The organism is Streptomyces vinaceus (assembly GCF_008704935.1).
GTDB classification, from domain to species: domain Bacteria; phylum Actinomycetota; class Actinomycetes; order Streptomycetales; family Streptomycetaceae; genus Streptomyces; species Streptomyces vinaceus.
This window is the reverse complement of the sequence record NZ_CP023692.1, coordinates 5,892,163-5,915,977: the sequence shown is the minus strand read 5'-3', so window position 1 is coordinate 5,915,977 and position 23,815 is coordinate 5,892,163. Positions and strand designations below refer to the sequence as shown.

General features: G+C 73.3%; 21 protein-coding genes. 5 read left to right on the top strand and 16 right to left on the bottom strand.

Annotated elements, in window-relative coordinates; translation table 11 throughout:
- Positions 1–49: 49 nt before the first annotated feature.
- The 9 genes from CP980_RS26695 to infC form a co-directional block, all read right to left on the bottom strand.
- The gene (locus tag CP980_RS26695) at positions 50–1,390 is read right to left on the bottom strand and encodes an NsdA family TPR-like regulatory protein (RefSeq protein ID WP_150529238.1); all 1,341 of its coding nucleotides are present in this window, start codon (positions 1,388–1,390) and stop codon (positions 50–52) included.
- A gap of 368 nt (positions 1,391–1,758) precedes the next feature.
- Positions 1,759–2,802 carry a PP2C family protein-serine/threonine phosphatase gene (locus CP980_RS26690; RefSeq protein WP_229907173.1) on the bottom strand — a complete coding sequence of 348 codons (1,044 nt, stop codon included), beginning with the start codon at positions 2,800–2,802 and terminating at the stop codon, positions 1,759–1,761.
- Between the two features lie 159 nt (positions 2,803–2,961).
- Positions 2,962–5,490, bottom strand: a complete 2,529-nt coding sequence (gene pheT, locus CP980_RS26685; RefSeq protein WP_132760392.1) for a phenylalanine--tRNA ligase subunit beta — start codon at positions 5,488–5,490, stop codon at positions 2,962–2,964.
- Positions 5,490–6,617, bottom strand: coding sequence for a phenylalanine--tRNA ligase subunit alpha (pheS, locus tag CP980_RS26680; RefSeq protein WP_132760393.1), 1,128 nt, complete (start codon positions 6,615–6,617; stop codon positions 5,490–5,492). Before pheS ends, pheT begins: the two co-directional genes overlap by 1 nt.
- A gap of 152 nt (positions 6,618–6,769) precedes the next feature.
- Positions 6,770–8,032: a sensor histidine kinase gene (locus CP980_RS26675; RefSeq protein WP_132760394.1), complete on the bottom strand. Its 1,263-nt coding sequence runs from the start codon at positions 8,030–8,032 to the stop codon at positions 6,770–6,772.
- Positions 8,033–8,087: 55 nt separating this feature from the next.
- Entirely contained in the window at positions 8,088–8,954 is an 867-nt protein-coding gene (locus CP980_RS26670) for a TrmH family RNA methyltransferase (protein WP_123515274.1), read from the bottom strand.
- A 125-nt stretch (positions 8,955–9,079) separates the two neighbouring features.
- On the bottom strand, positions 9,080–9,472 hold the full coding sequence (gene rplT / locus CP980_RS26665; RefSeq protein WP_030860181.1) for a 50S ribosomal protein L20: 393 nt from the start codon (positions 9,470–9,472) through the stop codon (positions 9,080–9,082).
- Between the two features lie 104 nt (positions 9,473–9,576).
- A complete protein-coding gene (gene rpmI, locus CP980_RS26660; RefSeq protein WP_030860183.1) occupies positions 9,577–9,771 on the bottom strand; it encodes a 50S ribosomal protein L35 in 195 nt (64 codons plus the stop codon).
- Positions 9,772–9,876: 105 nt separating this feature from the next.
- Positions 9,877–10,596 (bottom strand): translation initiation factor IF-3, encoded by a 720-nt coding sequence (gene infC, locus CP980_RS26655; RefSeq protein WP_099893673.1) that lies wholly within the window; start codon positions 10,594–10,596, stop codon positions 9,877–9,879.
- A 378-nt stretch (positions 10,597–10,974) separates the two neighbouring features.
- On the opposite strand from infC, the gene CP980_RS26645 reads away from it, so the two are divergent.
- Entirely contained in the window at positions 10,975–11,361 is a 387-nt protein-coding gene (locus tag CP980_RS26645; RefSeq protein ID WP_099893672.1) for a DUF1844 domain-containing protein, read from the top strand.
- 96 nt (positions 11,362–11,457) lie between these two features.
- Here CP980_RS26645 and CP980_RS26640 read toward each other — a convergent pair whose 3' ends face one another.
- Genes CP980_RS26640 through CP980_RS26630 form a run of 3 tightly spaced genes read right to left on the bottom strand, consistent with a single transcriptional unit; the run spans position 11,458 to position 14,209 of the window.
- Complete coding sequence (locus CP980_RS26640; RefSeq protein WP_150529237.1) at positions 11,458–12,198, bottom strand: SseB family protein; 741 nt, start codon at positions 12,196–12,198, stop codon at positions 11,458–11,460.
- Positions 12,199–12,200: 2 nt separating this feature from the next.
- Positions 12,201–13,421 carry a type VII secretion-associated serine protease mycosin gene (mycP, locus tag CP980_RS26635; protein WP_132760397.1) on the bottom strand — a complete coding sequence of 407 codons (1,221 nt, stop codon included), beginning with the start codon at positions 13,419–13,421 and terminating at the stop codon, positions 12,201–12,203.
- Complete coding sequence (locus CP980_RS26630; RefSeq protein WP_150529236.1) at positions 13,418–14,209, bottom strand: hypothetical protein; 792 nt, start codon at positions 14,207–14,209, stop codon at positions 13,418–13,420. Before CP980_RS26630 ends, mycP begins: the two co-directional genes overlap by 4 nt.
- Positions 14,210–14,385: 176 nt before the next feature.
- On the opposite strand from CP980_RS26630, the gene CP980_RS26625 reads away from it, so the two are divergent.
- On the top strand, positions 14,386–15,591 hold the full coding sequence (locus tag CP980_RS26625; protein ID WP_150529235.1) for an amino acid deaminase/aldolase: 1,206 nt from the start codon (positions 14,386–14,388) through the stop codon (positions 15,589–15,591).
- Positions 15,592–15,623: 32 nt separating this feature from the next.
- Here CP980_RS26625 and CP980_RS26620 read toward each other — a convergent pair whose 3' ends face one another.
- From CP980_RS26620 to CP980_RS26605, 4 genes are all read right to left on the bottom strand, one after another.
- Positions 15,624–16,910, bottom strand: coding sequence for a haloacid dehalogenase-like hydrolase (locus CP980_RS26620; RefSeq protein WP_229907174.1), 1,287 nt, complete (start codon positions 16,908–16,910; stop codon positions 15,624–15,626).
- Positions 16,911–17,021: 111 nt separating this feature from the next.
- Complete coding sequence (locus CP980_RS26615; RefSeq protein ID WP_132760400.1) at positions 17,022–17,813, bottom strand: 3-oxoacyl-ACP reductase; 792 nt, start codon at positions 17,811–17,813, stop codon at positions 17,022–17,024.
- Between the two features lie 7 nt (positions 17,814–17,820).
- Complete coding sequence (locus CP980_RS26610) at positions 17,821–19,200, bottom strand: aldehyde dehydrogenase family protein (RefSeq protein WP_244328234.1); 1,380 nt, start codon at positions 19,198–19,200, stop codon at positions 17,821–17,823.
- Positions 19,201–19,275: 75 nt separating this feature from the next.
- The gene (locus CP980_RS26605; protein ID WP_099893667.1) at positions 19,276–20,640 is read right to left on the bottom strand and encodes a glutamine synthetase family protein; all 1,365 of its coding nucleotides are present in this window, start codon (positions 20,638–20,640) and stop codon (positions 19,276–19,278) included.
- A gap of 77 nt (positions 20,641–20,717) precedes the next feature.
- Here CP980_RS26605 and CP980_RS26600 point away from each other — a divergent pair, with 77 nt between their 5' ends.
- From CP980_RS26600 to CP980_RS26590, 3 genes are all read left to right on the top strand, one after another.
- On the top strand, positions 20,718–21,464 hold the full coding sequence (locus CP980_RS26600) for a FadR/GntR family transcriptional regulator (RefSeq protein WP_150529234.1): 747 nt from the start codon (positions 20,718–20,720) through the stop codon (positions 21,462–21,464).
- A 110-nt stretch (positions 21,465–21,574) separates the two neighbouring features.
- Positions 21,575–23,044, top strand: a complete 1,470-nt coding sequence (gene eat / locus CP980_RS26595) for an ethanolamine permease (protein ID WP_229907176.1) — start codon at positions 21,575–21,577, stop codon at positions 23,042–23,044.
- A 31-nt stretch (positions 23,045–23,075) separates the two neighbouring features.
- Complete coding sequence (locus CP980_RS26590) at positions 23,076–23,780, top strand: gamma-glutamyl-gamma-aminobutyrate hydrolase family protein (protein WP_150529233.1); 705 nt, start codon at positions 23,076–23,078, stop codon at positions 23,778–23,780.
- Positions 23,781–23,815: the final 35 nt, after the last annotated feature.

The window sequence follows — 23,815 nt, the reverse complement described above, 5'->3', positions numbered from 1 at the left end:
GTGCCACCTTCCGTTCGAGTAGGTGGCAACATGGCAGCAGTTCGCGCGCTCACAGGGGAACGCGAAGCGCCCCGTCGATCAGCTGCGCGGTCTCCTCCGCGCCGGAACATCCGCTGGTCAGCAGCTGTTCGCGGACCGCCCGCAGCCGGTCCCGCAGTCGCAGCGACTCCATGCCCTTGGCCCGCTCCGCCATCTCCGCGGCGGCCGCCACCGCCCCGTCCGCCTCGCCCTGGCGCAGCTGGATCTCGCACAGCATCGCCAGCCGGTGGACCCGCCCGCGGTCGTGCGCCGGGGTCCCGACCGCGGCCGTCGCCTGCTCGTGGGCGGCGTGCAGGTCCCCCAGGCTGAGCAGCGCCTCGGCCACCTGTACGTTGACCAGCCCGGGCTGTACGTACCCCGTCTCGTCGGGCTCCGTGCCGGGCCGGATCCGCTCGGCGGCGGCCTCGGCGCTGCGGATGCAGGCCAGCGCGGCGGAGGTGTCACCGAGTTGGGCATAGGCCTTGGCCTGCATGGCGTACAGGTCGGCGGTCAGCGCCGGGGTGGTGTCCCGGCCCGCGGCGCGCAGCGCGGCCTCGGCGAAGGCGACGGCCTGGCGGTACTCCCGCAGGTGCAGGGACTGGTTGACGATCAGCGCGATAACGTAGGCCCCGAGTCCCCGGTCCCCGCTGGCCTTCGCGAGCCGCAGCGCCTGGTGGAAGTAGCGCTGGGCGAGCCCGTGGGCGTCCGAGTCGTACGCGCAGATCCCGGCCACCGCCACCAGGGAGCCGGTGGCCCGGTGCAGCTGGCGGCCGAGCCCGTCGGGGTAGCTGCCGCGCAGCATCGGCGCCGTCTCGCTGCCGAGGAAACGGACGATCCGGGCCCGGGTGGCCACCCCGCCGGCCCGGCGGTACATCAGCTCGTAGTGGGCGCGGGCGGCCCGGAGGATCTCGATGTGCTCGGGGCCGATCCGGTTCGGCCCGTCGCGGGAGACGTCGGCGTCCTCCGGCGGGTTCTCCCACTCCCAGACCGGGATCACGGCGGGCGTCCCGGTGACGGCCTCGGCGGTGAGCAGCTGGACGCGGCCCTGCTCGTCGGAACGCCACAGGGCGGCCGCCCGGTCGACGAAGCCGCTGAGCGGGGAGCCGTGCGGGGACACGGGCTGGCCGGGCAGGCCGAGCCCCACGTCGTCGAGGGACACCGGGCGCCGGAGCCGGCCGCCGAGCACCTCGCAGATCAGGTCGGGCACCTGGCCGCGCGGCCGCTGGCCCTTCAACCACCGGGTGACGGCGGTGTGTTCGTAGCGCAGGGCCAGTCCACGGGAGCGGCCCGCCTGGTTGACGTGCGCCGCGAGTCCCGCGTGGGACATGCCCGCCTCGGCGAGGAGGGCGTCGAGCAGGGCGTTGGGCTGCATGGGCCCCTCCAAGGGCTCTTCGGTCTCAGGCTAGTGGGTGCGTGCTTCACACGGGGTGCACTCCTTTTGATTCACACGGGGTGTGAACCAGGAACGCGCATAAATGCGATACGCACCCTGCCGCAACGAGCCCCGGGGGCGCTTCACTTAAGAGCCTCGCCAAAGAGGCAGCCCGGGTCGTCGGCTCCCCCTCGTACAGTGCGACGACCCGCCCCGCGCCGCCCGCCTTGCTGTCTGCCCGACACTCCATGGCAGGCGGGCGGCGCGATCCGGCCCCGCCGGCGCCCGGTTGGTCGCCGGGCCCCGGCAGGGGCCGTGGAACGCGCGCCGGGCCCTCCCACCGGGCCCGGTGTGCGGTCCCCTCCGGTTCAGGGGTTGCGGTCGCTGCGCAGCGCCAACAGGGCGACGTCGTCCGTGAGTCGCCCGCCGGTATGACGCAGCAGTTCGGCGTGCACGCCCGCGACCAGCCGCGCGGGCGTGTCGGCCGGAAGCCCGGCGAGCACGCTGCGCAGGGGGAAGAACCGCCCCGCCGCGTCGCGGGCGTCCTCGGCGCCGTCGGTGTGCAGGAACAGCACGTCGCCGGGCCACAGTTGGCCGCAGTCCTGCGCCGGCAGGCCGGGCGGTACGGGCACCACCCCGAGCGGGGGCAACACCTCACCGCCGTCGAGCGACCGTACGACCGTGCGCCGCTGCGCCGCGTCCTCCACCGCCCCGCCCCGTCTCCGTCTCCCGGGCTCTGCCCGGACCCTCCGGCCCGGGGCGGCCCGCGGCGGAGCCCCGCAGGGTTCCAGCGGCCGCGGCTCGCGCAGGAGGTACGGCCACGGGTGCCCGCAGTTCAGGGCCAGCACGGAGCCGTCCTGCGCGATCTGGAGCAGCAGCACCGTCACGAACTCCTCGGCGGCGTCCTGCGCCAGGACGTGCCGGGCCAGGGCGCGTTCCATGCGGACCAGCACCCCGCCCAGCCCGGGCTCGTCGTACGCCGCCTCCCGGAAGGCACCGAGCACCGCCGCCGCCGCTCCCAGCGCCGGCAGTCCGTGGCCCCGTACGTCCCCGATGACGACCCGGACCCCGTACCCCGTCGGCACGGCCTCGTACAGGTCCCCGCCCACCGCCGCGCCCCGGCTCGCCGACAGCTGGGCCGCGGCCAGAGTCAGGCCCTGGATGTGCCCCGGCAGCGGCCGCAGCACGGCCCGCTGCGCCGCGCCCGCGATCTCCTGCACCCGCCGCAGCTCGGCCATGAGCGCGTGCCGGATGTGCAGCGCACACCCGGCTGCCAGTAACAGGAACGCCGCACAGCTGGCCAGGCTGGCGCCGAGCCGCCCGGGGGTGGACAGCTCCCAGGAGACCGCGGCGGCGCCCCACGCGAGGACGCACACCCGACGCACCTGGGGCATCTCCCCGCGCGTGATCATCGTTCCGGCCTCCCCTCGGCCGCAACGATTCTGTCGACCCGCCCCGCCCCTGGACACGGGTCACCGGCGTTCTCACCCAAATGAGTGAGGGGCACATCCGCAGCTGCGGACATGCCCCTCGATGCCTCAATCCGCTTCGGCGGAAAGGCCGTTACGCCGTCACGCCCCGCGCAGCACCGCGCCCGTGCGCTCGCCCGCCAGTGCCACCGCCGCGTCGCGCGCGGCCGTGGACTCCTCCGCGGTCAGCGTGCGGTCGGCCGCGCGGAAGCGCAGCGCGTACGCCAGGGACTTCTTGCCCGCGCCGACCTGGTCGCCGGTGAACACGTCGAACAGCCGCAGGGACTCCAGCAGTTCGCCGGCCCCCTTGCGCAGCGCGGCCTCGACGTCGGCCGCCGGGACGGACGCGTCGACGATCAGCGCGACGTCCTGGGTCGCCACCGGGAAGGTGGAGATCCGGGGCGCCATCACGGCCCCGCCACCGGCCGCCGCGAGGCGGTCGAGGTCGAGCTCCATGGCGCTGGTGCGGGCCGGCAGGCCCATCGCCTTGACGACGCGCGGGTGCAGCTCACCGGCGTGCCCGATGACCGTCTCCACCCCGTTCAGGGTGACGAGCAGCTCGGCGCACCGGCCCGGGTGCCACGGCCCGTACCGGCCCTGGCGCACGACGAGCTCCGCGCCGGCCTCGGCGGCCAGCGAGCGCGCGGCCTGCACCGCGTCCGCCCAGTCGGCCGGGCGGCCCTTGCCCCACCAGCCGGCCTGCTCGCGCGCACCGGCCAGCACGACCGCGGCGTACCGCGGCTGGGCCGGCAGGGCGGCGTTCAGCGTGGCGATCTCCTCGGCCGTGGGACGCCGGTCGACGGGCAGCCGTACGGCGACACCCGGCTGCGGGCCGGCCCGGAAGACCGAGCCCGTCTCGAAGAGGGCGAGGTCGTGGCTGCCCCGGCTGTCGTTGCGGCGCAGCGCGCCCAGCAGACCCGGCAGCAGCGTGGTGCGCAGCGCCGGCTCCTCGTCGGAGAGCGGGTTGACCAGCTTGACGACCTGGCGGGACGCGTCGTGCGCGGGCAGCTGGAGCTGGTCGAAGACGCCCTCGCCGATGAACGGGTAGTTGAGCGCCTCGACGTAGCCCGCGCCGGCCAGCGCGCGGCCGACCCGGCGGTGCAGCTCCTGGCGCGCGGTCAGACCGCGGCCGGAGGGCAGCTTCGGCAGGGTCGACGGGAGGTTCCCGTAGCCCTCCAGCCGGATGACCTCTTCGGCGAGGTCGTTGGGCTCGGCGAGGTCGGGCCGCCACGAGGGGACGGTCACGACGAGCTCGTCCTGGCCGTAGACGTCGCAGCCGACCTCCTGGAGGCGGCGGACGACGGTCTCGCGGCCGTAGTCCATGCCCGCGACCCGGTCCGGGTGGTCCGCGCGCATCGCGATGCTGCGCGGGGCGCCCGGGGCGGTGAGCTCGGTGACGCCGGCCTCGGCCGTGCCGCCCGCGAGCAGCACGAGCAGGTCGACGGTCCGCTGCGCGGCCGCGGAGGCCGCCTGCGGGTCGACGCCGCGCTCGAAGCGCTTGGAGGCCTCCGAGGCGAGCTTGTGGCGGCGGGCGCTGCGCGAGATCGTCAGGGCGTCGAAGTGCGCGGCCTCGATGACCACGTCCGTGGTGCCCGAGACGGCGCCCGTCTCGGGGTCGGTCACGGAGTCGGCGATCTCGGTGTTGGCACCGCCCATGACACCGGCCAGGCCGATCGGCCCGCTGTTGTCGGTGATCACCAGGTCCTCGGCGTCGAGCGTGCGCTTGACCCCGTCGAGGGTGGTGAACTTCTCGCCCTGCTCGGCGCGGCGCACGCCGATCGCGCCGTCCAGGCGGGAGCGGTCGTACGCGTGCAGCGGCTGGCCGAGTTCGAGCATCACGTAGTTGGTGACGTCGACGGCGAGCGAGATCGGGCGCATGCCGGCCTTCTGCAGGCGCCGCGTCAGCCAGATCGGGGACTTCGCCTCGGGGTCGAGGCCGGTCACCGTACGGGCCGTGAACCGGTCGCAGCCGGCCGGGTCGTCGATCTTGACCAGGTAGCCGTACGAGTTCGGCGCGGGCACGTCGAGCAGCGCCGGGTCGCGCAGCGGCAGGCCGTACGCGGTGGCGGTCTCACGGGCCACACCGCGCATCGACAGGCAGTAGCCGCGGTCCGGGGTGACGGCGATGTCGAGGACCTCGTCGACGAGCTGGAGCAGCTCGATCGCGTCGGTGCCGACCTCGTGCTCCGGCGGCAGCACGATGATCCCGTGCGTGCCGTCGTCGCCCATGCCCAGCTCCTCACCGGAGCAGATCATGCCGTGCGAGGTCTTGCCGTACGTCTTGCGCGAGGCGATCGCGAAGTCGCCGGGCAGGACGGCGCCGGGCAGGACCACGACGACCTTGTCGCCGACGGAGAAGTTCCGGGCGCCGCAGACGATCTCCTGCGGCTCGCCGGTGCCGTTGGCCTGGCCGACGTCGACCGTGCAGAAACGGATCGGCTTGCGGAAGCCTTCGAGCTCCTCGATGGTCAGCACCTGGCCGACGACCAGGGGGCCCTTGAGACCGGCGCCGAGCTGCTCGACCCTTTCGACCTCAAGGCCGGCATCTACGAGCTTGGCCTGTACGTCACGACCGGTTTCGCCGGCAGGCAGGTCGACGTACTCCCGCAGCCAAGAAAGCGGGACCCGCATCAGATCTCCATCCCGAACGGCCGGGTGAACCGGACGTCACCCTCGACCATGTCTCGCATGTCTTCGACGTTGTGGCGGAACATCAGCATCCGCTCGATGCCGAACCCGAAGGCGAACCCGCTGTACTTCTCCGGGTCCACGCCGCAGGCGATGAGCACCTTGGGGTTGACCATTCCGCAGCCGCCGAGCTCGATCCAGCCCTCGCTGGAGCAGGTGCGGCACGGCCGGTCGGGGTTGCCCACCGACTCGCCGCGGCACACGTAGCACTGCATGTCCATCTCGGCGGACGGCTCGGTGAACGGGAAGAAGTTCGGGCGCAGCCGCGTGGTCATGTCCTTGCCGAAGAGCGCCTGGACCATGTGGTCCAGGGTGCCCTTGAGGTCGGCCATGGTCAGGCCCTCGTCCACGGCGAGCAGCTCGACCTGGTGGAAGACCGGGGTGTGCGTGGCGTCGAGCTCGTCGGTGCGGAACACCCGGCCCGGGCACACCACGTACACGGGCGGCTCCCGGTCGAGCAGCGTGCGCGCCTGCACCGGGGAGGTGTGGGTGCGCAGCACGACGCCGGACTCGTCGCCCTGGGTGCCCTTCGGGCCCTGGACGAAGAACGTGTCCTGCATCTGGCGCGCCGGGTGGTCGGGGGTGAAGTTGAGGGCGTCGAAGTTGAACCACTCCGCCTCGACCTCGGGCCCCTCGGCCACCTCGTAGCCCATGGCCGTGAAGATGTCCGCGATGCGGTCCATCAGCGTGGTCAGGGGGTGCCGGGCACCGGCGGGGACCCGGTCGTAGGGCAGCGTGACGTCCACCGCCTCCTCGACCAGCACCCGCTCGTCGCGCTCGGCTTCGAGCTCGGCCGTGCGGGCCCCGAAGGCCTTGTTCACGGCGCCGCGGGCCTGGCCCACGCGCTTGCCCGCCTCGGCCTTGGCCTGCGGCGGCAGGGCGCCGATCTCGCGGTTGGCGAGCGCCAGGGGCGAGCGGTCGCCCATGTGCGCGGTCTTCGCCTCACGCAGCGCGTCGAGGTCGCCGGCGGAGGCGAAGGCGGCGAGCGCCTCGTCCCGCATGCGCTCGATCTCTTCCGGTTTCAGTGCCTCGACCTCGACAGGGTCGTACGACTTGTTCGGTGCCGACATCTCTTCCCGTACTTCCGATGGCTGGCTGGTGGGTCCCCCGCGCGACGCGCAGGGCGCGCTCGGCACTAGGACACAAAGGTGCCAAAGGACGAGTCTAAAGGTCGCTGGGGGTGAAGGAGCCCGTGGGCCGCCTGGCGAGACGCTCCGCAGGACTACTGCGTGAGGTAGGCCGGCGCGCCCACGGGCAGGATAAATCGGAACTCGGCGCCGCCTCCGGGGCCGCGGCCGACCGTGATGGTGCCGCCGTGGGCCTCGACGATGCCCTTGACGATGTACAGGCCCAGGCCGGTGCCACCGCGCTTGCTGCCCCGCCAGAAACGGGTGAAGACGCGGTTCATCGACTCCTCGGGGATCCCGGGGCCCTCATCGGTCACGGTGACGGCGGTTCCCTTCTCGGTCTTGCCCGCTGCGTTCGTCAGGCTGGTCGGCGATACGTCGATGGTGACCGTTCCCTCGCCGTGCCGCACCGCATTTTCCAGGAGGTTGCCGAGGATCTGGTCGATCTTGTCCGGATCCGCCCACAGATCGGGGAGCGAGCAGCTGACCCGTACGAGGAACCGGTCGGGCGCCTGCCCGTTCGCGGTGAGCGCCTGGACGTGGCGGCCCACGGCGGTGGCGATGTCCACCGGCTGGCGGCGCACCTCCAGGCGGCCGGAGTCGATGCGGGAGATGTCGAGGAGCTCGGCGATGAGGCGGGTGACGCGGTTGGCGTCGGCGTCGACGGTCTCCAGCATCAGCCGCTTCTGGTCGTCGGTGAACCGCTCCCACTTGGCGAGCAGCGTCGCGGTGAACCCCTTGACGGAGGTCAGCGGCGAGCGCAGCTCGTGCGCGACGGTGGCGATCAGCTCGGCGTGGCTGCGCTCGGTGCGCCGGCGCGCCTCGGTGCCGCGCAGGGTGACGACCAGGCGGCGCAGCGGGCCGGTGGGGTGGGTGCGCACGTAGCTGGCGGAGACGAGCACCTCGCGGCCGCCGGGCAGCAGCAGATTGCGCTCGGGCTGGCCGCGCCGGGTCGCGAGGCCCCCGTACGGGTCGGTCAGCGCCCACCAGCGGCGGCCGTCGAGGTCTTCCAGCGGCAGCGCCCGGTCGATGCGTACGCCGAGCGCCTCGCCCGGGACCAGTGCGGTGATCCGGGCGGCGGCGGCGTTGAAGCAGATCACATGGCCCGTGGCGTCGGCGACGACGAGTCCGTCGGGGAGGTCGTCGGGGTCGATGCCGACGGCCTCGAACTCCGGGAGCCCGGCCGGATCGCGGGTCTCGCGGGATGCGTGGGCTTCACGGGGCGCGTGCGCCCCGGGTGCGGCCGGTGCCGCGCGGCCGGAGCCCTGCGGGGGCACGGCCGCCAGGGACGGCGTCCCGGGCGCCGCAGCGGGCCCTGCCGCCCTGGCCCCTGGCGAGCTGTTCGTACCGACGGTCATGTCCCCGTACCCCACATCTCCGAGTAGCGCAGTGGGCCCCCGGGCCGCCACATTACTAGCTGGGGGTCACGGAGCGGCACCCTCCGGGAGCCCGCTGTGCCCGCGCGGACGCGTAGAGGCACACCGCGGCGGCCGTGGCGAGGTTCAGGCTCTCGGCCTTGCCGTGGATCGGGACGCGTACGACGGCGTCCGCGAGCGCCCGGGTCTCCTCGGGCAGGCCCCACGCCTCGTTGCCGAAGACCCAGGCCGAGGGGGTGCCCATGGTGCCCGCGTCGAGCTCGGCGTCCAGGTCGTCCTCACCTGCCCCGTCGGCCGCCAGGATCCGTACGCCGGCCGCCCGGAGCCCCTCGACGGCCTGCTCCACGGGGACGCCCACCGCCACCGGCAGGTGGAAGAGGGAGCCCACCGAGGCCCGTACGGACTTCGGGTTGTACAGGTCCACCGAGGCGTCGGTCAGGACGACCGCGTCCGCGCCGGCGGCGTCGGCGCAGCGCAGCACCGTGCCGGCGTTGCCCGGGTCGCGGACGTGCGCGAGGACGGCGACCAGCTTGGGCCGGGCCGCCAGGATGTCCTCGAAGGGCGAGTCGAGGAAGTGACAGACGCCGACGAGCCCCTGCGGGGTGACGGTCTGCGAGACCTCGGCGAGGACCTCGTCGGAGGCGTAGTGGACCCGGGCGCCGGCCTCCAGCGCGGCCTCGATGATCCCGTCGTAGCGCTCGGCGGCCTCCACGGTCGCGAACAGCTCGATCAGGGTCGAGGCGCCACCGGCGGCGCGGTGCTCGACGGCCTCGCGCACGGCCTGGGGGCCCTCGGCGATGAACCGGCGCTCCTTGGTGCGGAAGTTGCGCCGCGCCAGGCGCCTGGCGGCGGCCACCCGCGGGGATCGGGGGGAGATCAGCTCGGCGGGGGCGGGGGTACCCATGGCGGTCGGCTCGCTTCCTACGTACTGCGGGTCGAAACAGGTGGATCGGCTACAACGCACCGGACCCGCAGGCACGGGGCCTGCGGGTCCGGGCTGAAGCCTGTGAAGGGCTTGCTGCGCGCTGCTTAGGCGGCGGCAGCGGCCTTCGGGGCGTTCACGTCGGCCGGAAGCGCCTTCTGCGCAACCTCGACGAGCGCGGCGAAAGCGTTGGCGTCGTTGACGGCCAGCTCCGCGAGGATCTTGCGGTCCACCTCGATGTTGGCGGCCTTCAGACCCTGGATGAGGCGGTTGTACGTCATGCCGTTCTGGCGGGCAGCGGCGTTGATGCGCTGGATCCACAGCTGACGGAAGTCGCCCTTGCGCTTCTTGCGGTCGTTGAAGTTGTAGACCAGCGAGTGGGTGACCTGCTCCTTGGCCTTGCGGTACAGGCGCGAACGCTGACCGCGGTAGCCGGAGGCCGCCTCGAGGATCGCCCGGCGCTTCTTGTGGGCGTTTACCGCCCGCTTGACGCGTGCCACTTTTTAACTCCTTGTAGCGGGGCCGTGGGTGTCTTCACACGGCCCGAATTCGATGGGGTCCCGGTCTTGACGCTCATCCGCTCCCTGCGCGGGAGCGGAGAACATCACTTGCCGAGAAGCTTCTTGATCTTCGCGGCGTCGCCGGGGGCCATCTCCGCGGTGCCGGTCAGGCGGCGGGTGACACGGGACGACTTGTGCTCGAGCAGGTGGCGCTTGCCGGCGCGCTCGCGGAGCACCTTGCCGGAGCCGGTGACCTTGAAGCGCTTCTTGGTACCGCTGTGCGTCTTGTTCTTCGGCATGGCGCCGTTATCTCCTCGTCGGTGGCGCCCCCAGCCGGTCCGGTGGAGGACCGGCGCCCGGGAGCGTCATGTTGTGTCGGTGATCCGAGACAGGCTGCCTCGGAATCAGGCTTCGGCCGGTGCCTCGGGAGAGGCGGCCTCGGGGGCCTCGGCTTCGGCCTCGGCAGAGGCGACCTCGGTGCCCTCCTCGACGGGGGCTTCCTCGGAAGGAGCCTCGTCGGCGGCGACACCCTGGCGCTCGGCCTTGCGGGCGGCCTGCGCCTCGCGGGCTTCGGCCATCGCCTCGGTCTTCTTCTTGTGCGGACCGAGGACCATGATCATGTTGCGGCCGTCCTGCTTCGGGTTCGACTCGATGAACCCGAGGTCCTCGACGTCCGAAGCCAGACGCTGCAGCAGTCGGTAGCCGAGTTCCGGCCGGGACTGCTCGCGACCACGGAACATGATCGTGATCTTGACCTTGTCGCCCTGCTTGAGGAACCGAACGACGTGACCCTTCTTGGTGTCATAGTCGTGCGGGTCGATCTTCGGCCGGAGCTTCATTTCCTTGATGACCGTGTGCGCCTGGTTCTTGCGCGCCTCACGGGCCTTCATGGCCGACTCGTACTTGAACTTGCCGTAGTCCATGAGCTTGCAGACCGGCGGGCGTGCGGACGCCGCGACCTCGACCAGGTCGAGGTCGTACTCCTGCGCCAGCTCAAGGGCCTTGGCAAGCGGCACGATGCCGACCTGCTCACCGCTGGGACCGACGAGTCGTACCTCGGGAACGCGAATCCGGTCGTTGATGCGGGGCTCGGTGCTGATGGATCCTCCTCGGTAGCACCACACGGCTGTCTGGCAGACAGCCGCTGACGTCTGATGTCGTCAGACCGACCGCGGCGGAACATGAAAAATGCCCCGCCGAGGCACAGGCAGGGGCTCCAATACAACCGGAGCACCGCCGCGTGCTATCGCGGGGCGCAGACTCGGGCAGCTTTCCATCGTCCGTACGGAACGATGGATGCCACCTGACCGGTGACCCGCCGCCCCGGAGGGTGGTCGGGTGGGAGAACGGAGCCTCCACTTGTGGGCCGGGGACATACGTCTCCGGCCGGTCGTCAGTCCAATATAGCATTCCGCGCCGGGTCCGCTCACCCGGCGGCCGGCGGCCGTGACCGGAGCGGGGCCCGGTCGGCGGCCCGCGCGCCCCGGCTTATCGTGTGAGGCATGACTGACGCGACCCCCACCCCCGCCACCGAGGCCGGCACCACGCCGGACGCCCCCGACTACGACGCCATGACCCGCGACATCGCGGACGTGCCCGCCGTCGAGGTGATCACCACGGTGGCCGTGCACCTGCTGAGCGCCGCGGCGGTCAACCTGGGCCTGGACAAGCCGGACTCGGAGCACAAGGACCTCGACGAGGCCCGCAAGCTGATCACGGCCCTGGCCGGCCTGGTCACGGCGAGCGCCACCGAGATCAGCTCCTTCCACGCGGCCCCGCTGCGCGACGGCCTGAAGTCGCTCCAGCTCGCCTTCCGCGAGGCCTCGATCGTCCCGGACGAGCCGGGCCAGGGTCCGGGCGAGAAGTTCACGGGGCCGGTCTTCGGCTGAGCCGCACGTCCTGCACGGGGAAGGGCCGGGGCACTGCCCCGGCCCTTCCCCGTTTCCGTCGCACGGCGTTTGCGCTGCTCGGCGTTTTCCGTCGGCTCAGCGGGTGAAGAGCGGCTCGCCGGCCGGGGCCGGGGCCTCCTCCGGGAGCAGGGCCAGGTCGAGTCCGCGCACGAGGCGGGCCCGCAGGGTCTCGTCGGCGGCCAGGGCCTCGGCGACGCGGCGGGCCGCGGCGGAGGCCGGCGCCCCGGCGGCCAGCACGATCGCGAGGGTGCCGTCGGCGTCCGCCCCGCCCGGGCCGAGGTGGGCGCGGAGCACGGCGGGCTCGGCGGAGACGGCGGCCCGTACGGCTTCGCGCACCGCGGGGTCGGCCAGCGGACCGGCGTCGGTACGGCCCTCGGCGAGCGCGAGCAGCGCGGGGCCGGTGAGCTGGTAGGTGACGGGCCCGGCCAGGTCCAGGACCACGGTGTCGGCCTTCTCGTGCGCGGCGGCGGCCAGGGCCTGGTGCAGCGGTACGGCGACCGGGCGGGCGGCCGGGTCCCACAGGGCCAGCGAGGCGATCGAGGTGAACGCGGGCAGCGCCCGGCGGTCCCCCGCCCGCAGGGTGGGAACGGCCATGTCGCTGGTCTTCTCGCGCTTCAGGCCGGTCTCCGGGTCGGTCTCGACCTCGCCGAGCACGGCGACGACCGGGACCAGCAGGCGGGCGCCCTTGAGGGCCGCCAGCAGCTCCGGCTCCTTCGCCCGGTCCTCGGACCAGGCGGCCAGGGCCGCGCTCAGCCGGGGGTCGGCGGAGCCGTCGTCGTCGGAGAAGCCGGGGTCGGGAATGTTTTTGTTCGCCACAGTTACCCGACCCTATCCCGGTCCGGCTCCCGGTCCCCCTCCCGCTCCCGCCGGGCGCCCCGAGGGCGCCGGGCCAGTACGGCGGCCAGCAGGAGCAGCGCCAGCCCGGCGCCCGCGGCCGCCGGAGCCCCGAGGCGGCCGCCGCGGCCGGCGGCCCGTACCGGCCCGGGGCCGGGGCCGAAGTACGGCTGCCCCGCGGCGACGGGCGCGGGGACCGGCGGCTCGGGGCGCAGCGCGTCGGCGGCCTGGAGGGCGGCGACGGGGTCCACGAGGCCGTGTCCGCGGGAGTCGTCGCGCCCGCCGGGCGGGGCGTCGGAGGCGGTCGCCTCCAGCAGCCTCTTGATCTGGGCCGGGGACAGGTCCGGGTGGGCGGCCTTGACGAGGGCGGCGGCGCCGGAGACGAAGGCGCAGGCGGCGCTGGTGCCCCAGCCCTCGTAGTAGGAGCGGTCGGGGTCGGCGATGACCACGTCCACGCCGGGGGCGCTGACGGCGGCGTACCAGTTGCTGGTGGAGAAGGGGGCCTTCCTGCCGCCGCGGTCGACGGCGGTGACGGCGATGACCCCGGGGTAGGCGGCCGGATAGGAGGCGTGGTCGCCCTGGCGGCCGCCGTTGCCGGCCGAGGCGACGACCACCACGCCCTTGCCGAGGGCGTACTGGACGGCCTCGTCCTCGGCGGCTTCGTGGTGGGCGGAGTCGCTGTCGTCGCCGAGGGAGAGGTTGATCACGTCAGCCCCGTGGTCGGCGGCCCAGCGGATGCCCTCGGCGAGGGCGCCGCCCTTGTTCTCGCGTGCCGCGGCCCGGCCGGGGTCTCCCTCCTCCAGGATCACGCGGACGGGGAGGATCTTGGCCTGGGGGGCGATGCCGAGGACACCTTGGCGGCGGTTTCCGCCGTGGCCGTGCCCGGCGATGATCCCCGCCATGGCGGTGCCGTGCCGGGCCCAGGCGCGGTCGCCGCGCCCGGCGCCCATGCCGATGAGGTCGGCCCCGTCGAGCACCTGCCCGGAGAGGTCGGGGTGGGTGCCGTCGACCCCGGTGTCGAGCACGGCGACGGTGACCCCGGCGCCCTGGGTGGTCCCCCAGGCCTCCTCGGCCCGCAGGGCGGTGAGCCCCCATTGCCGGTCGCGGACGGTGTCGGCGGCGGCGGGCCCGGCCCCGGCCGCGACGAGCAGGGCCCCGAGCACGAGGCCGGCGGCGGCCCGGGAGGCCAGCCGGGGGCGGCTCATCGGGGGGCGCCCGACGGGGCGGGCGCGGTGGGCGCCCCGGGCGCGGCGAGGGTGCGTACGGCGCGCTCCACGCGCTCCGCGACGCCCTTGGCCTCGTGGCCGAGGCCGGCTTGGGCGACGGCTCCGGTGGCGTCCTTGCGCATCATGTCCTCGGCGGGGCGGGGGGAGTCGAGCGTACGGCCGTCGGTGAACGCGGAGACGGTGTAGACGACGACGGGGGCGTCGGGAACCACGGACGCGGTCCAGGCGGCGCGCTGGCTGTCGGCGAACCCGTAGCCGGGCGGGGCGGGGAGGCGTCCGCGCAGGGTCGCCATGCCGGCGGCGTCGGCGGGGGTGAAGACGAGGCCGACGGTGACGAGGGAGCTGCGGGTGGCGTCGCTGTAAGTGGCGCGCAGGACGCGGGTGCATCCGGTGGCGGCGAGGGCCGCCTGCCAGTCGGCGGCGAGCGCGGGCCCGCAGTCGGAGTCGGGGGCGAGCGCGACGCGGATCCAGGTCCGGTCGGCGCCGCCGGGGCCGGCGTCCGCGCCGTCGAGGACGGGCGGGATCAGGCTGTCCACCGGCGTCTCGCGCCACAGGGATCCGGCTTTGCGGTAGGCCGCGGCGGGGGCCAGGGGCCGCTGGGCGTCGCGCTGCTGCGTCCATCCGCCGACCCCGGCGCCCGCGAGGAGGCCGACGCCCAGTACGGCGCACACCACCACGGCGACGCCGCGGCCGGTCCCGCGCCGCCCCGGTCCGGATGCGGCCGCGGGCTCGGACGGGACCGCGGTCCGCGGTGTAGACGCACTCATCCGGCGGCTCCGCCCCCCGTTCCGTCCGGCTGCCACCGCGTACTCTACGCGCCCTGACCGCCCCGGCCGCGGGGCCCGGACCGGGCTCGGCGCGGGGTCCGGGGGCCGGCGGGGCTCCGGGGGCGGCGGGCGCAGACCCCTACCCACCGGTACGGCCATCTGGCAGGCTGCCGCCCATGAATCTTCCCGCCAGTGGGGACCGGGCCCGTTACGAGCGGGCGACCGCGCACCTCGACGCGCCCCTGGCCATCGTCGATCTCGCCGCGTTCGACGCCAACGCCGACGATCTCGTCCGCCGCGCGGGCGGAAAGCCGATCCGCGTCGCCAGCAAGTCCGTCCGCTGCCGCGCGCTCCTCGAACGGGTGCTGGCCCGGCCCGGTTTCGCCGGGATCATGTCGTACACCCTCGCCGAGAGCATCTGGCTGGCCCGCTCCGGGTTCGAGGACGTGCTCCTCGCCTACCCCTCCGCCGACCGCGCCGGCTTCGCCGAGCTCGCGGGCGATCCCAAATTGGCCGCGGCCGTCACCGTCATGGTCGACGACCCCGCCCAGCTGGAGCTGATCGACGGGGCGCGCGAGGGCGGGACGCAGGAGGTCCGGGTCTGCCTGGAGCTGGACACCGCCCTCCACCTCCTCGGCGGCAGGTTCCGCGTGGGCGCCCGCCGTTCGCCGCTGCGCGAGCCGGCCCAGCTCGCGGACCTCGCCCGTACCGTGTCCGCCCGCCCGGGCTTCCGGGTCGTGGGGATCATGGGTTACGAGGGCCATGTCGCCGGCGTCGGGGACGCCCTCGCCGGGCGTCCGCTGCGCTCCCGCGCCATCCGGCTCATGCAGGCGGCCGCCCGCAAGGAGCTCGCGGGCCGCCGCGCCGAAGCCGTACGGGCCGTCCGCGCGGTCGTGCCGGACCTGGAGTTCGTCAACGGCGGCGGCACCGGCAGCGTGCAGCAGACCGCCGCCGAGGAGGCGGTCACGGAGATCGCCGCCGGCTCGGGGCTGTACGTGCCGCGGCTGTTCGACAACTACACGTCCTTCCGCGGCCGCCCGGCGGCGCTGTTCGCCCAGCCGGTGGTCCGCAGGCCCGGCGTCGGGGTGGTCACCGTCCTCGGCGGCGGGTACCCCGCCTCCGGCGCGGCCGGCCCGGACCGGCTGCCGGTCCCGTACCTTCCGCAGGGGCTGCGCTACGACCCCCAGGAGGGGGCCGGCGAGGTGCAGACGCCGCTGCTCGGCAGCCCGGCCGACGATCTGCTGATCGGCGACCGGGTCTGGTTCCGCCACGCCAAGGCGGGGGAACTGTGCGAGCGCTTCGAGGCGTTGCACCTCGTCGACGGCGACCGGGTGACGGCCACCGTCCCGACCTACCGGGGCGAGGGCCGCACGTTCCTGTAGCCCCGGGCCCACCCTGATCCGGAAGACACGGCCTAGAAGACGGAGTCCGTCTGGTCGGGGACGACGCTGGTGTCGCCCCGGCGGACGGGTCCGGCCGTGCCGTCGTGGTCGACGTAGCCCGTGGTCGAGCACGGGTACGGCGTTGCCTTCTGCTTCTTCGGCTCGATGAACATCGGGTTCACGATCCACTTGCCGTCGCTGTCGTCGTACGCGCGGCACATCAGCTCGTTCTTGTTCCGGTTCACCACCAGGCGCAGGGCGGTGGCGTCCCGCAGGAACGAGATGTCGGTGTCGGAGTCGCCCGCGGCGAAGACCTGGCGGCGGGCAGCGGGCTGGACCTTCTCTGCGGCCGCGCCGCGCACGCCGAAGACCACCTTGTTGATCCAGCAGCGCTTGCCGTCGATGTACGTGATCATCGTGTCGGCGCCGTCCTTCACCGACCCGCAGCCCTGCAGGTGCGCGGTGAACTTCCCGCCGGTGGTGGTCGTGTTGCGGATGCCGATGACGTGGTCGGCAGCGACGCCCACGCCCTTGGCCCAGACCTCGACGACCGGCTGCGGCGAGGCCGAGCTGATCCAGACGTCGAAGCCGGCCTTCCGCAGGCCTTGGATCAGGTCCTTCTGCTGGTCGTAGTAGCGGACCCAGCCGGTGACGGAGCCGCTGCCGACCTGCTGTACGGCGCCGATCGGCGCGGCCAGGTTCTCGGCCCGCGCGGCGGCGGCGAAGCCGCGGACCTCGTTCGCGGTCCAGCCCTGCATGAGCTGGGGCAGCCAGGCGTAGGCGGGCTCGATGGTGCGGTGGTCCCAGCCGGCGAAGGCGGCGGCGCCCGAGCGGGTCGCGGCGGTGCCGTAGACGGCGGCGAGTTCGTCGGCGCAGCCGGCGCCCGCGGGGGTGCCGGTGGGCAGCGGGGCGCCGGGGCGGGCGAGGGCGCCGCAGGCGTCGGCGAGGGCCCGGGCGGCGGCCGGGGTGAGGTAGCGGCTGGTGGTGGTCCAGTCCCCGGCGGCCGGCTGGCGGATCCTGCCGTTGCGCAGCAGCCAGTACATCTGGGCGTCGCCGACGTCGTTCTTGACGACGGTGTTGTCCCAGTCGAAGACGGCGACGGGCTTGGCGCGGCCGGGCCGGTACGGGTTGCACTTCCCGTACCGGTCGATCAGCTGCTGGAGCCGGGCCTGGTTGTCCCCGTACCAGCCGGCCGCGAGCCTCGGGGTGGCGCAGTGGGCGGCCTGGGCGGCGGGCGCGGTGGCGACGAGGGTGCCGGCGGCCATCGCGGCGGCGGCGCCGATCGCCTGGAGCCGTCGTACGGTGCTGCGTGGGGTCACTGGGGTGAACACTTCCTCACGTTCCTACGAAGATCATCTCGGACGGTAGGACACGACAGCCGGACGTCGTGCGACGTCCGGCTGTCGTGCGGGTGGAGCCCGGGTGAACGCTTACAGCGGCGTCACGTACGCGCCCGAGATGCCGCCGTCGACCAGGAAGTCGGTGGCGTTGATGAACGAGGAGTCGTCGCTCGCGAGGAACGCGACGGCGGCCGCGATCTCGGTGGGTTCGGCGAACCGGCCGAGCGGGATGTGGACCAGGCGGCGGGCGGCCCGCTCCGGGTCCTTGGCGAACAGCTCCTGCAGCAGCGGGGTGTTGACCGGCCCCGGGCACAGCGCGTTGACGCGGATGCCCTCGCGGGCGAACTGCACGCCGAGCTCGCGCGACATGGCGAGCACGCCGCCCTTGGAGGCGGTGTACGAGATCTGCGAGGTCGCCGCGCCCATGATGGCGACGAACGAGGCGGTGTTGATGATGGAGCCGCGGCCCTGGCGCTGCATGTAGGGCAGGGCGGCCTTGCAGCACAGGTAGACGGAGGTGAGGTTGACGTCCTGGACCCGCTTCCAGGCCTCCAGGCCGGTGGTGAGGATCGAGTCGTCGTCCGGGGGCGAGATGCCCGCGTTGTTGAAGGCGATGTCGACCGAGCCGTAGGTGTCGAAGGCGGTCTTGAAGAGGGCCTCGACCTCCTCCGGGCTGGTGACGTCGACCTTGACGAACAGGCCGCCGACCTCCTCGGCGGCCGCCTTGCCGGCGCTCTCGTCGATGTCGGCGCAGACCACGTTGGCGCCCTCGGAGGCCAGGCGGCGGGCGGTGGCGAGGCCGATGCCGCTGCCGGCTCCGGTGATGACGGCGGTACGGCCGACCAGGCGGCGGCAGACGATCTCGGTGTCAGAAGTGGTCATGGTGGGCTCAGGCCTCCGTGCTGATGAAGACGTTCTTGGTCTCGGTGAATGCGGTGAGGGCGTCGGGTCCGAGCTCGCGGCCGAGTCCGGACTGCTTGTAGCCGCCGAAGGGGGTCCAGTAGCGGACGCTGCTGTGGGAGTTGACGGACAGGTTGCCGGCGGCGACGGCGCGCGAGACGCGCAGCGCGCGGCCGATGTCGCGGGTCCAGAGGGAGCCGGAGAGCCCGTAGTCGGTCGCGTTGGCCAGGCGTACGGCGTCCTCCTCGTCCTCGAAGGGGAGGACGACGGCCACGGGGCCGAAGACCTCGGCGGCGGCCACGGGCGCGGTGGGGGCGACGTCCGTGATCAGGGTCGGCGGGTACCAGAAGCCGGGGCCCTCGGGGGCGGTGCCGCGGATCGCGGTGAGGTCGTCGGTGACGTAGGACCGTACGCGGTCCAGTTGCACGCGGGAGATCAGCGGACCCATCTGGGTCTTCTCGTCGGCGGGGTCGCCGACGACGACGCCCTCGATGCCGGGGGCGAGCAGTTCCAGGAACCGGTCGTAGGCGGAGCGCTGGACGAGGATCCGCGTACGGGCGCAGCAGTCCTGGCCGGTGTTGTCGAGGAAGGACATCGGCGCGGCGGCCGCGGCGGCTTCGAGGTCCGCGTCGGCGAAGACGATGTTGGGGCTCTTGCCGCCGAGTTCGAGGGTGACGCGCTTCACCCGGTCGGCGCACTTGGCCATGATCTGCTTGCCGACCGGGGTGGACCCGGTGAAGACGATCTTCGCGACGCCCGGGTGCTCGACGAGCGCGTCCCCGGCGACGCTCCCGCGGCCGGGGAGCACCTGGAAGAGGTGCTCGGGGATCCCGGCTTCGAGGGCGAGTTCGGCGAGGCGCAGGGCGGTGAGCGGGGTGGTCTCGGCGGGCTTGAGGAGGACGGCGTTGCCGGCGGCCAGGGCGGGGGCCAGGCCCCAGGCGGCGATCGGCATGGGGAAGTTCCACGGGGCGATCACGCCGATGACGCCGAGGGGTTCGAGGAAGGTGACGTCGATGCCGCCGGCGACGGGGATCTGCCGTCCGGAGAGCCGCTCCACTCCCCCGGCGGCGAATTCGAGCAGGTCGCGGACGTTGCCGGCTTCCCAGCGGGCGTTGCCGATGGTGTGTCCGGCCTCGCGGACCTCCAGCCGGGCGAGTTCCTCGATGTGCCCGTCGACGACCGCGGCGAAGCGGCGCAGCAGCCGGGCCCGGTCGGCGGGGGCGGCCGCGGCCCAGCCGCGCTGGGCCGCGGCGGCCCGTGCGACGGCGGCGTCGACGTCGTCCCGTGTGGCGGCCGGGACGACGGCGACGACCTCCTCGGTGGCCGGGTTCAAGACTGTCAACTGGTCGGGGGCCAGCACGTCGGACACGTATTGCCTCACAGATGTTCGGGGGCAGGGTTGGCGGTGGCCGGTCGGCCGGGTGGCGACCGGATGGCCAGGTGACTACAGGCGTTCGAAGGAGCGGCGCAGCTCCCAGTCGGTGACGGCGGAGTCGTACGCGTCCAGTTCCACGCGGGCCATGTTGCGGTAGTGGGCGACGACTTCGGGTCCGAAGGCGGACTTGGCGATCTCGCTGTTCTCCCAGAGCTCCGCGGCCTCGCGCAGGGTGGTGGGAACGTGTGCGAAGTCGGCGGTGTAGGCGTTGCCCGCGCAGGCCTCGGGCAGTTCGAGGCGGTGCTCGATGCCGTACAGACCGGCCGCGACCAGGCCGGCGACGGCGAGGTACGGGTTGACGTCGCCGCCGGGGAGGCGGTTCTCGAAGCGCATGGAGCGGCCGTGGCCGACGACCCGGAGCGCGCAGGTCCGGTTGTCCACGCCCCAGGCGACGGCGGTCGGCGCGAAGGATCCCGGCCGGAAACGCTTGTACGAGTTGATGTTCGGGGCGTAGAGAAGGGAGAAGTCGCGCAGCGCGGCCAGCTGACCGGCCAGGAAGTGCCGCATCACCGGTGACATTCCGCCGGGGCCGTCACCGGCCATCGCGTTGTGCCCGTCGGCGTCGCCCAGCGAGAGGTGGATATGGCAGGAGTTGCCCTCGCGCTCGTCGAACTTGGCCATGAAGGTGAGCGAGACGCCTTCCTGGGAGGCGATCTCCTTGGCGCCCGTCTTGTAGACGGCGTGCTGGTCGCAGGTGGTCAGCGCCTCGTCGTAGCGGAAGGCGATCTCGTGCTGGCCGAGGTTGCACTCGCCCTTGGCGGACTCCACGGTCAGGCCCGCGGCCTGCATCTCGTTGCGGATCCGGCGCAGCAGGGGCTCGATGCGGCCGGTGCCGAGGACCGAGTAGTCGATGTTGTACTGGTTGGCGGGGGTCAGTCCGCGGTAGCCGGAGTTCCAGGCCTGCTCGTAGGTGTCCTGGAAGACCATGAACTCCAGCTCGGTGCCGACCATGGCCGTGTACCCGTGCTCCGCGAGGCGCTCCAGCTGGCGGCGCAGGATCTGGCGGGGCGCGGCGACGACGGGCGAGCCGTCGTTCCAGGCGAGGTCGGCCAGGACGAAGGCGCTGCCCGGGTTCCAGGGGATCCGGCGCAGGGTCGCGAGGTCGGGGTGCATGGCGAAGTCGCCGTAGCCGCGGTCCCAGGAGGACATCTCGTAGCCGTCGACGGTGTTCATGTCCGTGTCGACGGCGAGGAGGTAGTTGCAGCCCTCGGTGCCGTGGGCGAGGACCTCGTCGAGGAAGAACTGGGCGGCGAACCGCTTGCCCTGGAGGCGCCCCTGCATGTCGGGGAAGGCCAGGACGACGGTGTCGATCTCTCCGCCCGCCACGAGGGCGCGGAGCTCCTCGGGGGCGAGCGGGGGCTTGCGGTCTACCACTGGAATCTCTCCTTCGGTGAGCCGAGAACGCCTAAGGTATTGAACAGAACCATTGCTTGGGAAGGGGAGGAGCCGAGATGACCGACACGGCGAGCGAAGGCGGCGCGATCGCGCGGCTGAATCCGGTACTGCGGCAGGTGCGGGCGGGCAACGGTTTCGAGGAGGCCCTGGAGCAGATCCTCCAGGTGGTCCGGCTGGGTCTGGTGCCGGGCGGCGAACGGCTGCCGCCCGAGCGGGAGCTGGCGGAGCGGATGGGGATCAGCCGGGTCACCCTGCGCGAGGTGCTGAAGGTGCTCCAGGACCAGGGCCTGGTGGAGGCCCGGCGCGGGCGGTACGGCGGAACGTTCGTGCTCCCCCGCCCCGACACCCCGGCCGGCGGCGCCGAGGACGAGCTGCGCCGGCGCGTGGTGGGGGTGGACATCGAGGACGTCCTGCGGTTCCGCGAGGTCCTGGAGGTGGGCGCGGCCGGACTGTGCGCCTCCCAGGGGCTGACGGAGGAGGGCTCCGAGCGGCTGCTCGGCGCGCTGGCCGCCACCCACGACGCCCAGCTGGGCGACTACCGCCGCCAGGACACCCTGTTCCACCTCACCCTGTGCGAACTCGCCGGATCGGCCACCCTCACGGCCCAGTACGCCGCCGTCCGGGCCACCGTGAACGACCTGCTGGACTGCATCCCGCTGCTGGTGCGCAACCTGGAGCACTCGCAGCAGCAGCACAGCGCGCTCGTGGAGGCGGTGCTGGAACGCCACCCGGACGCGGCGCGCGAGGTGATGCGCGAGCACTGCTGCGGAACGGCGGCCCTGCTGCGCGGCTTCCTCGCCTAGGTCGTGTCCGTGAGCTTTTCGTAACCCCTGTTTAACGCAGGGGTCTTGCGCAGTCCACTCCCCTACGACAAAGGTACGCCCCACAACCATTGCCCTAGGCAGGAGCGCACATGGCCGACGACACCGAGGCACGGCTGACAGCCGTACCCGAACCCACCACGTCCCCCGAGGGCGGCGACGGCTATCTGGAGCGGCGTACGCTGCGCCGCGGCAGCGCCGGCTGGCTGCTGCTGACCGGCCTCGGCGTCGCGTACGTCGTCTCCGGCGATTTCTCCGGCTGGAACGTCGGCCTCGCCCAGGGCGGCTTCGGCGGCCTCGCCATCGCCACCGTCCTCATGGGCGCGATGTACGCCTGCCTCGTCTTCTCCCTGGCGGAACTCTCCGCGATCCTGCCCACGGCGGGCGGCGGCTACGGCTTCGCCCGCCGTGCGCTCGGCACCTGGGGCGGCTTCCTCACCGGCACCGCGATCCTGATCGAGTACATCCTGGCCCCGGCGGCCATCTCCATCTTCATCGGAGACTACGTCGAATCCCTCAACCTCTTCGGCCTCACCTCCGGCTGGCCGGTCTACCTCGCCTGCTTCGCGGTCTTCATCGGCATCCACCTCTGGGGCGTGGGCGAGGCCCTGCGCTTCTCCCTCGTCGTGACCGCCGTCGCCGTGCTCGCTCTGGTCGTCTTCGCGCTGGGCGCCTTCACCCAGTTCGACCCCTCGCACCTCGACGACATCGCCGTGGACACCACCGCCGCCGGATCGAGCTCCTGGCTGCCGCTGGGCCTCCTCGGCATCTGGGCCGCCTTCCCCTTCGGCATGTGGTTCTTCCTCGGCGTCGAGGGCGTGCCGCTGGCCGCCGAGGAGGCCAAGGACCCGGTGCGCTCCATGCCCCGGGCCCTGTCGATCTCCATGGGCATCCTCGTCCTGCTCGCCCTGCTCACCTTCCTGGCCTCGACCGGCGCACGCGGCGCCGACGCCATCAAGGACGCCGGTAACCCGCTGGTCGTCGCCCTCGAAGGCGACTTCGGCCTCTCCTGGCTGAAGACCTTCGTCAACTACGCCGGTCTCGCCGGCCTCGTGGCCTCCTTCTTCTCCCTCATCTACGCCGGCTCCCGCCAGCTCTTCGCCCTCTCCCGGGCCGGCTACCTGCCGCGCTTCCTCTCGCTCACCTCGAAGCGCAAGGCCCCCTACCTGGGCCTGCTCATCCCCGGCGCGATCGGATTCGCCCTCGCCGCGGCCACCGGCAACGGCCCGCGCATGCTCAACATCGCGGTGTTCGGAGCGACCATCTCGTACGCGCTGATGGCCCTCTCCCACATCGTGCTCCGCAAGCGGGAGCCGGGGCTGGAGCGCCCGTACCGCACGCCCGGGGGCATCGCCACCTCCTCGGTGGCCTTCGTCCTCGCCCTCTCGGCGCTCGTCGCCACCTTCCTGGTGGACAAGGACGCGGCGTTCATCGCACTGGGTGTGTACGCGGTCGCCCTCGCCTACTTCGCGTTCTACAGTCGGCACCACCTCGTGGCCTCCGCGCCGGAGGAGGAGTTCGCGGCGCTGGCGCAGGCCGAGGCCGAACTCAGCCGGGACTGACCCCCGTTCCCCATCCCCTGGAGGTGGCAGCGTGCCCAGGCCGCTCATCGGCATCACGACCTACGTGGAGGAATCCACCCGATACGGGGTGTGGGACGTACCGACGTCCCTCGTCCCCACCGGGTACTACGAACTCGTCCAGGCGGCGGGCGGCGCGGCCGTGCTGCTCCCGCCGGACGAACCCGGTTCGGCGGCGGAGGTGCTGAGCCGGCTGGACGGCCTGGTCGTCGCGGGCGGCCCCGATGTGGACCCGGTCCGCTACGGGGCCGACCGGGACCCCCGTACGGGCGCTCCCGCGACCGTACGGGACGAGTGGGAACTCGCCCTGATCGGGGCGGCCCTGGCGGCGGGGCTGCCGGTGCTGGGCATCTGCCGGGGCATGCAGGCGCTGAACGTGGCCCTGGGCGGCACGCTGGTCCAGCACATCGACGGCCATGCGGTCGGACCGGGCGTCATGTCCTGGCACCCGGTCCGGCCGGTCGGGGGCACCCGGTACGCGGCCCTGGTCCCGGAGGAGGCGGAGGTGCCGACCTACCACCACCAGGCCGTGGACCGCCTCGGCGCGGGCCTGATCGCCTCGGCGCACGCGGTCGACGGCACGGTCGAGGCCATCGAACTGCCCGACCCGGCGCACTGGGTCCTGGGCGTCCAGTGGCACCCGGAGCGCGACAAGGACACCCGCGTGATGTCCGCGCTGGTCGAAGCGGCCGCCCTCACCGCGGCGGTCCCGGCCTGACGGACCGGCCCGCCCGGCTCACCCGGCGCGCGCCG

Coding starts and splice junctions, on each gene's coding strand:
- CP980_RS26670 (WP_123515274.1), bottom strand. CDS start 8,954: ATGGGTACCCCCGCCCCCGCCGAGCTGATCTCCCCCCGATCCCCGCGG.
- CP980_RS26675 (WP_132760394.1), bottom strand. CDS start 8,032: ATGACCGTCGGTACGAACAGCTCGCCAGGGGCCAGGGCGGCAGGGCCC.
- pheS (WP_132760393.1), bottom strand. CDS start 6,617: ATGTCGGCACCGAACAAGTCGTACGACCCTGTCGAGGTCGAGGCACTG.
- mycP (WP_132760397.1), bottom strand. CDS start 13,421: ATGAGCCGCCCCCGGCTGGCCTCCCGGGCCGCCGCCGGCCTCGTGCTC.
- CP980_RS26625 (WP_150529235.1), top strand. CDS start 14,386: ATGAATCTTCCCGCCAGTGGGGACCGGGCCCGTTACGAGCGGGCGACC.
- CP980_RS26645 (WP_099893672.1), top strand. CDS start 10,975: ATGACTGACGCGACCCCCACCCCCGCCACCGAGGCCGGCACCACGCCG.
- CP980_RS26615 (WP_132760400.1), bottom strand. CDS start 17,813: ATGACCACTTCTGACACCGAGATCGTCTGCCGCCGCCTGGTCGGCCGT.
- eat (WP_229907176.1), top strand. CDS start 21,575: ATGGCCGACGACACCGAGGCACGGCTGACAGCCGTACCCGAACCCACC.
- CP980_RS26690 (WP_229907173.1), bottom strand. CDS start 2,802: ATGATCACGCGCGGGGAGATGCCCCAGGTGCGTCGGGTGTGCGTCCTC.
- CP980_RS26695 (WP_150529238.1), bottom strand. CDS start 1,390: ATGCAGCCCAACGCCCTGCTCGACGCCCTCCTCGCCGAGGCGGGCATG.
- CP980_RS26600 (WP_150529234.1), top strand. CDS start 20,718: ATGACCGACACGGCGAGCGAAGGCGGCGCGATCGCGCGGCTGAATCCG.
- rpmI (WP_030860183.1), bottom strand. CDS start 9,771: ATGCCGAAGAACAAGACGCACAGCGGTACCAAGAAGCGCTTCAAGGTC.
- pheT (WP_132760392.1), bottom strand. CDS start 5,490: ATGCGGGTCCCGCTTTCTTGGCTGCGGGAGTACGTCGACCTGCCTGCC.
- CP980_RS26630 (WP_150529236.1), bottom strand. CDS start 14,209: ATGAGTGCGTCTACACCGCGGACCGCGGTCCCGTCCGAGCCCGCGGCC.